This window comes from Streptomyces sp. XM83C, assembly GCF_023072675.1.
GTDB lineage: Bacteria > Actinomycetota > Actinomycetes > Streptomycetales > Streptomycetaceae > Streptomyces > Streptomyces thermocoprophilus.
This window is the reverse complement of record NZ_JALLGL010000239.1, coordinates 1-9,528: the sequence shown is the minus strand read 5'-3', so window position 1 is coordinate 9,528 and position 9,528 is coordinate 1. Positions and strand designations below refer to the sequence as shown.

The window sequence follows — 9,528 nt, the reverse complement described above, 5'->3', positions numbered from 1 at the left end:
CTGCTACCACCGCCCCAGCCACACCGGATTGGTGAACCCCGCCATCACCCCCGGCACCGGCCCCACCGCCGTCTCGTGCCGTACCTCCGCCCGCACATAGACCGCCCGCGCCGGCGTCGTACGCCACTCCACCACCCCCCGCCCAGACACCGGCAGCGGCGGTGACGCGAACGCCAGGCCCTCGTCGGTGACGAACCGGACCGTGCAGCGCGGGGCGCCGGTGACGGCCAGGCGGGCGATGACCGGGGCGTCCGGGCCGGCCTCAAGACGCTCCCCGATCCCGGCCGTACGACCCGTCGCGTCCCGCACCCCGAACTCCAGCTCCACCTTCGCCGACTCGGTGACACAGCAGCGCCCGGCCCGGATGCCGGCCAGGACCGCCGTCCGGGTCAGGTCGTCGGCGAGGACGACGGTCTGCGGATGCCCGACCCGGTCCGGCGGCCGGTGGGCGTCGCTGCCGCTCACCGCCGGAAGCCACCGGCGGCCCTGCGCGGCGGCCGTCACGAGCATGGCGTCCCAGGCGGCGAGGGCCGTCTCGTCGTCGGGGGTGTACGGCCCGTTCCACACCTCCACCGCGTCCGCCTCGCCGTACCCGAACCGCCAGCCGCAGCCCCGGCACTCGGCGTGCGGATGGGCCGGCACGACGAGCCCGCCCGCCCGGCGGATGCGCTCCGCGAACCGGGGAAAGGCGCCGTCGCGGGCCCGGTACCGCCAGTCGACGAACGTGCCCGGGTCGACCCCGACGGCGAGGCAGTGCCCGTTGCGCGTGGTGATCTCCTCGCCGAGCAGCACCAGCAGATCGTCCCCGGCGACATCGGCCCAATGCGCATGCCCCGAAATGGTGTTGTGCTCGGAGGTGTTGATGAAGTCCAGCCCGGACGCGCGGGCCTGCGCGCCGATCGCGGCGGGGGTGCGCCGCCCGTCGGAGTGCCAGGAGTGCATGTGCAGATCACCCCGGTACCAGGCCCGGCCCCGCCCGCGTGCCCGCTCCGGCGGATACACCGGCTCCCGCACCTCGCCGGGCGCGCCGAAGCCGAGGACGACGGTGATCTCGTACGACATCCCCTGCGGGGCGACCCCGTACGCGCCGAGCGCCACATGCCAGGTGCCCGGCCGCAGCGGGCCCGGCAGATAGCCGGGGGTGGCGTCGTCGGCGCGGACGGAGAACTCCCGGCGCGCCCCGCCCGACCAGCCGCGGAACCCGTCCCCGCCCGGCGCGGTGCCCCTCGGGTCGAACAGGCCGATGTTCAGGGAGTTGCCCGGCGTGCCCGCGGGCACGGGCGGCCGGTCGTAGACGTACGAGACAGTGATCTCCCTTACCCCGGGCGGCACTTCGAACGGCTCGTACACCATCTCGGGGCCGTCCGGCGTCAGCGTGCCGCGGATCGTCCTCGTCCGCCGCTCGCCGCCGTCCGCTGAAGCGAAGCTCACCCTTCTCAACGTAGGCGGGCCGGGCCGTCCCGTCATGTCGCGGCGGCGTGTCCGCGCCGGGACGGCGGCCGGGGAACGATCAGTGCGCTCGTATGCTCGAAGGATGACGACTTCCGCGAGCTCCGGCACCGGCCCCACCGAGAACGCCCTGCGTCGCGCCCTCAGACGGGCCCGGGACGGTGTCGCTCTGGACGTCACCGAGGCGGCGGTGCTGCTCCAGGCGCGCGGCGAGCATCTGCGGGACCTGACCGCGTCGGCCGCCCGGGTGCGGGACGCGGGCCTTCAGGCGGCGGGCAGGCCCGGCGTCATCACGTACTCCAAGAGCGTCTTCATCCCGCTGACCCGGCTGTGCCGGGACAAATGCCACTACTGCACGTTCGTCACCGTCCCCGGCAAGCTGCGCCGCGCCGGGCACGGGATGTTCATGTCACCGGACGAGGTGCTGGACATCGCCCGCAAGGGGGCCGCGCTCGGCTGCAAGGAGGCGCTGATCACCCTCGGCGACAAGCCGGAGGACCGCTGGCCGGAGGCGCGCGAGTGGCTCGACGCGCACGGCTACGACGACACCATCGCCTACGTCCGCGCGATCTCCGTCCGCATCCTGGAGGAGACGGGCCTGCTGCCCCACCTCAACCCGGGGGTCATGACCTGGACGGACTTCCAGCGGCTGAAGCCGGTCGCGCCGTCGATGGGCATGATGCTGGAGACCACCGCGACCCGCCTGTGGTCGGAGCCGGGCGGCCCCCACTACGGCTCCCCCGACAAGGAGCCCGCGGTACGGCTGCGCGTGCTGGAGGACGCCGGGCGTTCCTCCGTGCCCTTCACGTCCGGGCTGCTCATCGGTATCGGGGAGACGTACGAGGAGCGCGCGGAGTCCCTGTTCGCGCTGCGCCGGGTGGCGCGCGCCCACCACGGCATCCAGGAACTGATCATCCAGAACTTCCGCGCCAAGCCGGACACGGCGATGCGCGGCATGCCGGACGCCGAACTGGACGACCTGGTCGCGACGGTCGCCGTGGCCCGGCTGATCATGGGCCCGTCGGCGTGCCTCCAGGCCCCGCCGAACCTGGTCGACGGCGAGTACGAGCGGCTCATCGGCGCGGGCATCGACGACTGGGGCGGGGTGTCCCCGCTGACCATCGACCACGTCAACCCCGAACGCCCCTGGCCGCAGATCGAGCAGCTCGCCGAGCGGTCGCGGGCGGCCGGGTTCGAGCTGCGTGAACGGCTGTGCGTGTACCCGGAGTTCGTACGCAGGGGCGAGCCGTGGCTGGACCCGCGGCTGCTGCCGCACGTCCGTGCGCTCGCCGACCCGGAGACCGGGCTGGCCCGCCAGGACGCCGAGGTGCGGGGGCTGCCGTGGCAGGAGCCGGAGGACGTGTTCACCGCGTCCGGCCGCACCGACCTGCACACCGCGATCGACAGCGAGGGCCGCACCGGCGACCGGCGCGGCGACTTCGACGAGGTGTACGGCGACTGGGAGGCGCTGCGCGAGGCGGCGGCGCCCGGCATGACTCCGGAACGCATCGACGCCGACGTGCGGGAGGCCCTCACCACGGCCGCCGACGACCCGACGAAGCTCACCGACGCGCAGGCGCTGGCGCTGCTGCACGCGGACGGGCCGGCGCTGGACGCGCTGTGCCGGATCGCGGACGATGTGCGCAGGTCGGCGGTGGGCGACGACGTGACGTACATCGTCACCCGGAACATCAACTTCACCAACGTCTGCTACACCGGCTGCCGTTTCTGCGCGTTCGCGCAGCGCCGCACGGACGCCGACGCGTACACGCTGTCGCTGGAGCAGGTCGCCGACCGGGCGCAGCAGGCGTGGGACGTGGGCGCGGTCGAGGTGTGCATGCAGGGCGGCATCCACCCGGACCTGCCGGGCACCGCGTACTTCGACATCGCGCGCGCGGTGAAGGAGCGGGTGCCGGGCATGCATGTGCACGCGTTCTCGCCGATGGAGGTCGTCAACGGCGCGACCCGCACCGGCCTGTCGATCCGGGAGTGGCTGACGGCGGCGAAGGAGGCCGGTCTCGACACCATCCCGGGCACGGCCGCGGAGATCCTCGACGACGAGGTCCGCTGGGTCCTCACCAAGGGCAAACTGCCCGCGGCGACCTGGATCGAGGTCGTGGAGACCGCGCACGAGCTGGGCATCCGCTCCTCGTCGACGATGATGTACGGCCATGTCGACCAGCCCCGGCACTGGCTCGGCCATCTGCGCACCCTCGCCGCGATCCAGCAACGCACGGGCGGCTTCACGGAGTTCGTGACGCTGCCGTTCGTGCACACCAACGCGCCGGTGTATCTGGCGGGCATCGCGCGGCCGGGCCCGACGATCCGCGACAACCGGGCGGTCACCGCGATGGCGCGGCTGCTGCTGCACCCGTGGATCCCCAACATCCAGACCAGCTGGGTGAAGCTGGGCACGGAGGGCGCGGCGGAGATGCTCCGCTCCGGCGCGAACGACCTGGGCGGCACGCTGATGGAGGAGACCATCTCCCGTATGGCGGGCAGCTCCTACGGCTCCTACAAGTCGGTGCGCGATCTGATCGCGGTCGCCGAGGCCGCGGGCCGCCCGGCGAAGCCCCGTACGACGCTGTACGGGGAGGTTCCGGAGGAGCGGCGGCGCGCGGCCGAGGCCTCGGACGGCCATCTGCCGGAGCTGCTGCCGGTGTTGGACTGAATGCGGACGGGGGCGATCCGCCGGGGACTCCCCGTCCCGGCCGGCCACCCCGCGGGGCGGCCGGCCGCCCGGTGAGGCGGGCCACGCGGCGGGGACTCCCCGGCTCGCCCACGGCACGCACGTACGACACCTGGACGTATCGCTCGCGCTGCTCGGCCGTGAGCCGTGAGGAGCGCGGCCGGACCGCCACTTGCTGTCGCCCGGAGTCCGGGTCGACGTCGCGGACGGAGCCGTCGGCCGGTACGACGACGATCCGCCCGTCGGGGTCCACGGCGAGGAATGTCCTGCCGGCGTGGTCGACCGCGACCGAACTGAGCGTCGTCCATGAGCGGCTGGCGCAGGCCGACGAAGGAGGTCGCGGACGCGGAGGACGCCGTCGGCCAAGAGCACACCATGTGGCGGGTGTCCCGCGGCGCCCGCTGAAACCCCGGCGCGGGCGGCGTCCGGCAGCGGCCTCAGGGGTCGCCCGGACGGTCGGCCCCGCCGGGCCTCACAGTACGATGATCCGAACCTCGGTGCCGTCCGTACCGGGGCCGGAGACTGAGGAGATGCGTGCCCGTGCCTGCCCTGCGGCTTCCCTCGTGGGCCTGGGTCACCGGCCTGACCGCGGGTGCGGTCGCCGCGGTCGTGGTCCTGGCGGTCCAGGCCGACCAGGGCCCGAAGCCCACGGCCGTGGCCGCCCGTCCCAGCGCGCAGGCCTCGGCGTCGCCGTCGACACGGCCCGCTCCCGCGCCGACCGCGGTGAAGGTGCCGGACGGCTCCGGCACGGGCCGCCGTATCGTCTACTCCCTCGGTCAGAAGCGGGTGTGGCTGATCGACGCGAGTGACGCGGCGCGCCGCACGTTCACCGTGTGGCCGGGCACGGTCAGCCCCGACCCGGGCAGCTACACGGTGTCGATCCGGCGGGACGCGACGACCGGTTCGGACGGGGTGCCGATCGAGCACATCGTGTACTTCGCGGCCAAGTCCGGCCTGTCCATAGCGTTCTCCAACGCCGTGGACGGCTCCTCCCCGCCCGCCCAGGCCTCGGGGGCCAGGACGGGCGGTATCCGCATGGGCAAGCCCGACGGCACGGCGCTGTGGGCGTTCGCGACGACGGGGACGACGGTACGGGTCGTCGAGTAGACGGCCGTATCGGCGCGGGCGTCGGTCAGGACGCGTCCTGGGCCTCGGCCGGGGCCGTCTTGCCGGTGTCGCGTGCGGGCAGCGGCAGATGGTTGACGAGCAGGACGATGCCGCTGATCAGGAAGACGCGGGTGGCGGCGTCGAGTCCGTTCCAGTTCTTCGACTGCCACATCGCGAACCACTCGCCGCCGATCGCGATGAACCCGGCACCGAACAGCAGCATCAGCATCAGCAGCCCGTACGTGGCCCACTGCCGGGCCCGGCCGTGGGTGCCGCGCGCCCAGAACCAGGTCCCGGCGGCCAGGACGAGGGCGGCCACGGTCTCCCAGGCGATGATCGCGACGTAGGCGGCGTTCTGCAGACCCTCACTGGTGACGGCACGCCACATCAGGTCGTCGTCCTTGAACGTCGTGTCCATGGCCAGAACATGCTGTACGAACGCCTGATTGGTGTCGAAGTCGGTGATGTTCCCGAACGCGACGAGGCCGATGTAGAGGGCCAGGGTGCCGGTCAACAGCCCTGCGGCCAGTGGGACTATGCGTGTGGTGGGGGTGGTCATGCAGATCGTTTACCGCACGCGCCGCCACGGCAGGAAGGCTTTGAGCCAGAAGTCGACCGTTGCTGACCGTTCTCGTTCGATTACAGTGCTCGCGTCGTACGTACGGACGGAACCCGGGAGGTCGTGGTGGGTGGCACAGCCGGGACCGTCTGGGGGCGGGCCGAGCAGCAGGACTTCCGCAGCCGCGTGCGCGGAACCCTGCTGGGCGTCGCCGTCGGCGACGCACTGGGCGCGCCGGTCGACGCGGCCGACGTCGAGGAGATCCGGCAGCGCTGCGGAGCGGAGGGCGTCGTGGACCTCGTACCGGCGTACGGGCGTCGCGGTGCCGTCACCCACCTCACCCAGCTCACCCTGTTCACCGTGGACGGCCTGATCCGCGCCCAGGTACGGCGGGACACCGGGGCCTGGCATCCGCCGACCGATCTGCACCGGGCGTATCTGCGGTGGGCGGCCACCCAGCGCGACTGGGGACCGGACGAGCGCCGCAAGGAGGACGGCTGGCTGGCCCGCGAGGAGTGGCTGTACGTACGGCGTGACCCGACCCGCACACTGCTGCTCGGGCTGGGCGACGACCGCATGGGCACGCCCGACGCGCCGAAGAACCCCGGCGCGGACGGGCCGGAGGCCGCCGCGCGGTCGGCGCCGTTCGGGCTGCTCGTCGGCTGGGAGCCGCAACTGGTCGTGCAGCTCGCCCTGGAGTGCGCCACCCACACCCACGGGCATCCGGTGGCGTGCCTCGCGGCGGGCGCGTACGCGGCGGTCGTGCACGGGCTGGCCCGCGGCGACAGTCTCGACGGGGCGGTGCAGCACGCGTTGGCGCTGCTCGCGCAGCGGGCCGGCCACGAGCCGGTGTCGGACGCCCTCCAGCAGGCGCTCGGCGCGGTACGGCAGGGCATCCCGTCGCCCGCCAGGGTGGCCGGGCTCGCCGGGGCCGGCACCGCCGACGGGGTCCTCGCCGCCGCCGTGTACTGCGCTCTCGTGGGGGAGGACGTACGGCACGGGCTGCGGCTGGCGGTCAACCAGGACGGGCCGTCCGCGCCGACGGCCGCGCTCGCCGGCGGACTGCTCGGCGCGCTGCACGGTGACACGGCCCTCCCGCCGGCCTGGCTGGCCGAGCTGGAGGGCCGTCCCACGATCCTGGAACTCGCCGACGACTTCGCCATGGAGATGACCCAGGGTCCCGCCCTGCACGGCCCGGCCGCGTCGTCACCGGGGTGGCTGGCGCGGTATCCGCGGGCGTAGGGGCCGTAGAGGGCGGGGGGCTCGGGGCCGTTGCGCTGTGGGGGTGCCCCCGGTCGGGTCGCTCCTGGCCGGTCGGCCCTCGGCCGGGTCGGTCCTCGGCCGCGTCAGCCCTTGGCCGCCTGGGGGTGTGGGTCGCCGTCCGCGTCATGGAAACGCTCAGGCCCCCGCACCTTGGGATGCGGGGGCCTGAGCGGGGGGCCGGGCGAAGGTCCTACCTCAGCTCGTCGGGGCAGGGTGTGCCCCGCGGCAGGGTGTACGGCGACGCCAGCCGGTACGTGCCCGCCTTGGGTGCGACCAGCAGCGTCCACTTGTCGCCGAGCGCGTCCTCCTCGGTCTCCGTCAGACAGCCGTGAATGTTGTCGTACGTCTTCGGCGTGCCCTCGGGACGGTTCTTCGACGCCTCCGTCTCCTCGGGCGCCTCCAGCTTCTTGCCCTTCTCGTCGACCAGGCTCAGCCACGGCGAGTACGGGATGCGCACCAGGATCCGCCCCGGCTCACGCACCTCCATCGTCCACTCGCCCTGGTCGGTCCGCGTCACCTCGGCGTTCGGCTCGGCCAGCGGCGTCGGGTTGTTCACCTTGAACAGCTGCCAGTTGTCGTCGCCCCACACCTGCGTCAGATACGGCAGCCCGCGCCGCACCAGCGCCCGCTCACGCTGCCCGCCGTCCCCGTCCGGCTCGTCCTTGGAGAGGACGACGTAGTGCACGGCCCAGCGGCGCAGCCACTCGTGGTAGTTCGCAGAGTTCAGGGTGTCGTCGTAGAAGAGCGGGTTGCGCTCCATGTCGGCCTGCCGGTTCCAGCCCCGGGCCAGGTTGACGTACGGCGCGAGCGCGGACGCCTCCCGGTGGGAGCGCGCCGGCACGACCTCCACCCGGCCCTTCTCGGCGCCGACCTGCTGCAACTCGTTGACGAGCGGCGCCAGCGTGCGCGACCAGTTCGCGGCCGGCGCGGTGTGCACGATGTCGTCGATCGACTTGAAGCCGATCCACACCACGAACCCGACGAACGCCAGCACCGCCGCGTACCACTGCCGCGAACGCGGCACCGTGAACGGCAGCGCCGCCACCAGCGCCACACCCGCGAACAGCATCGCCAGCCGCGTGATGTTGGAGCCGATCTGCGAGCTGATCAGCCACACCAGCAGCACGGAGATCCCGTACACGGCGGCCGTGATCCGCACCGTCTTCCACGCGCGCGGCACCAGCCAGAACACGAACCCCGAGAACAGCAGCGGCAGCACCGTCGAACCGAACGGCATCGGCTGCGTGCCGGAGAACGGGAACAGCCACGCCGAAACTGCGACGACCGCGCTCGGCGCCAGACCCAGCGCCCACGCGCCCGGCCGCCGCTTCTGCAGGAACAGCGCCACCGCGACCAGCCCGACGAACAGGCCCGCCACCGGCGAGGCCATCGTCGCCAGCGCCGCCAGCGGCGCCGTCACCAGCGCCTTCGCCCAGCGCTTGTAGCGCCAGCGGTACGGCCAGCAGAACACCGCCGCGACCGCGCCGAGCGCGAACATCATGCCCAGCCCGAACGTGACCCGGCCGGAGATCGCGTTGCACAGGAACGCGAACACCCCGGCCAGCGACGCCCACAGCGGGTTCCGCACCGCCCGGCTGCGGATCAGGATCATGGTGAGCAGCCCGGCCGACACCGTCCCGGCGATCATCATCGTCGTACGGACACCGAGCACCGACATCAGATACGGCGACACCACGCTGTACGACACCGGGTGCATACCGCCGTACCAGGCCAGGTTGTACGCCGAGTCGGGATGCCGGCCGACGAACTCGGCCCACGCGTCCTGCGCCGCCAGGTCACCGCCACTGTTCGCGAACGTGAAGAACCAGACGATGTGCAGCAGGCCCGCGAGGGCGGTGACGGACAGCACCGGGTGCCGCAGCATCCGCTCCCGGAGCGCCATCAGCGGGGACAGCTTTCCGGGGGACGGGGGCTGAGGGGGCTCAGAGGAGGCCTGGGGCTCCTGGCGCTCCGAGGACTCCGCAGGCTTCGAGGACTTCGGGCGTTCCGAGTGCCCCGGGCGCTTCGCGGACCCCGTGGGTTCCGTGGGCTCCGGGGACGCGGGCTCCGGGGACGCGGGCTCGGGCGAGTCGGCCTCGGGGGCGGTCGCCTCCGGGCTCGGGGTGCCCTCCGGAGGCCCGTCCGCCGGGGGGCGGTCCGCTGTGGTCGTGTCCGCACGGCGGCGGTCCGCCGTGGGCTGCTCCGGTGCTTCGGGCAGCGGTATTCGCGGGCCGCCGCTCCGGCCCGGACCGGTGTCGTCGGCGCGTGTCGGCTCCGCAGTGGCCACCTGAAGGCACTCCCCGTGTCCCGCTCTTCTTCTCTCGGCCGCGCTCCGTATACGTCGGCTTCGACCTGTCCTGTTTCGTGACGCTAGCACGCAGGCCGCCGACGACGGGCACCGGCGAGGCAGGGCGGGGCAGGGCCAGGCGCGGCAAGGCCCGCCGCGCCCTGGGAGCGGGGC

The 9,528-nt window shown here is 73.3% G+C and carries 6 protein-coding genes; 3 read left to right on the top strand and 3 right to left on the bottom strand.

The genetic code is table 11. The features are described 5' to 3' along the window. Positions 1–3 precede the first annotated feature (3 nt). The gene (locus MTQ10_RS22820) at positions 4–1,467 is read right to left on the bottom strand and encodes a CehA/McbA family metallohydrolase (protein ID WP_374117669.1); all 1,464 of its coding nucleotides are present in this window, start codon (positions 1,465–1,467) and stop codon (positions 4–6) included. 67 nt (positions 1,468–1,534) lie between these two features. On the opposite strand from MTQ10_RS22820, the gene MTQ10_RS22815 reads away from it, so the two are divergent. Both MTQ10_RS22815 and MTQ10_RS22810 read left to right on the top strand, forming a co-directional pair. Next, positions 1,535–4,120, top strand: a complete 2,586-nt coding sequence (locus MTQ10_RS22815) for a bifunctional FO biosynthesis protein CofGH (RefSeq protein WP_247471788.1) — start codon at positions 1,535–1,537, stop codon at positions 4,118–4,120. A gap of 552 nt (positions 4,121–4,672) precedes the next feature. Continuing rightward, positions 4,673–5,245 carry a hypothetical protein gene (locus MTQ10_RS22810; RefSeq protein WP_247471785.1) on the top strand — a complete coding sequence of 191 codons (573 nt, stop codon included), beginning with the start codon at positions 4,673–4,675 and terminating at the stop codon, positions 5,243–5,245. A 25-nt stretch (positions 5,246–5,270) separates the two neighbouring features. On the opposite strand, the gene MTQ10_RS22805 is transcribed toward MTQ10_RS22810, so the two are convergent. Further along, positions 5,271–5,804 carry a DUF2165 domain-containing protein gene (locus MTQ10_RS22805; protein ID WP_247471782.1) on the bottom strand — a complete coding sequence of 178 codons (534 nt, stop codon included), beginning with the start codon at positions 5,802–5,804 and terminating at the stop codon, positions 5,271–5,273. A 126-nt stretch (positions 5,805–5,930) separates the two neighbouring features. Between MTQ10_RS22805 and MTQ10_RS22800 the strand changes: the two genes are divergently transcribed. After that, on the top strand, positions 5,931–7,046 hold the full coding sequence (locus MTQ10_RS22800; protein ID WP_247471779.1) for an ADP-ribosylglycohydrolase family protein: 1,116 nt from the start codon (positions 5,931–5,933) through the stop codon (positions 7,044–7,046). 211 nt (positions 7,047–7,257) lie between these two features. Here MTQ10_RS22800 and MTQ10_RS22795 read toward each other — a convergent pair whose 3' ends face one another. Then, positions 7,258–9,354, bottom strand: coding sequence for an MFS transporter (locus MTQ10_RS22795; protein WP_247471775.1), 2,097 nt, complete (start codon positions 9,352–9,354; stop codon positions 7,258–7,260). Positions 9,355–9,528: the final 174 nt, after the last annotated feature.

Excerpts from the sequence above, each read along its gene's own strand:
- MTQ10_RS22820 (WP_374117669.1), bottom strand. The coding sequence starts at position 1,467 with ATGACGGGACGGCCCGGCCCGCCTACGTTGAGAAGGGTGAGCTTCGCT.
- MTQ10_RS22805 (WP_247471782.1), bottom strand. The coding sequence starts at position 5,804 with ATGACCACCCCCACCACACGCATAGTCCCACTGGCCGCAGGGCTGTTG.
- MTQ10_RS22815 (WP_247471788.1), top strand. The coding sequence starts at position 1,535 with ATGACGACTTCCGCGAGCTCCGGCACCGGCCCCACCGAGAACGCCCTG.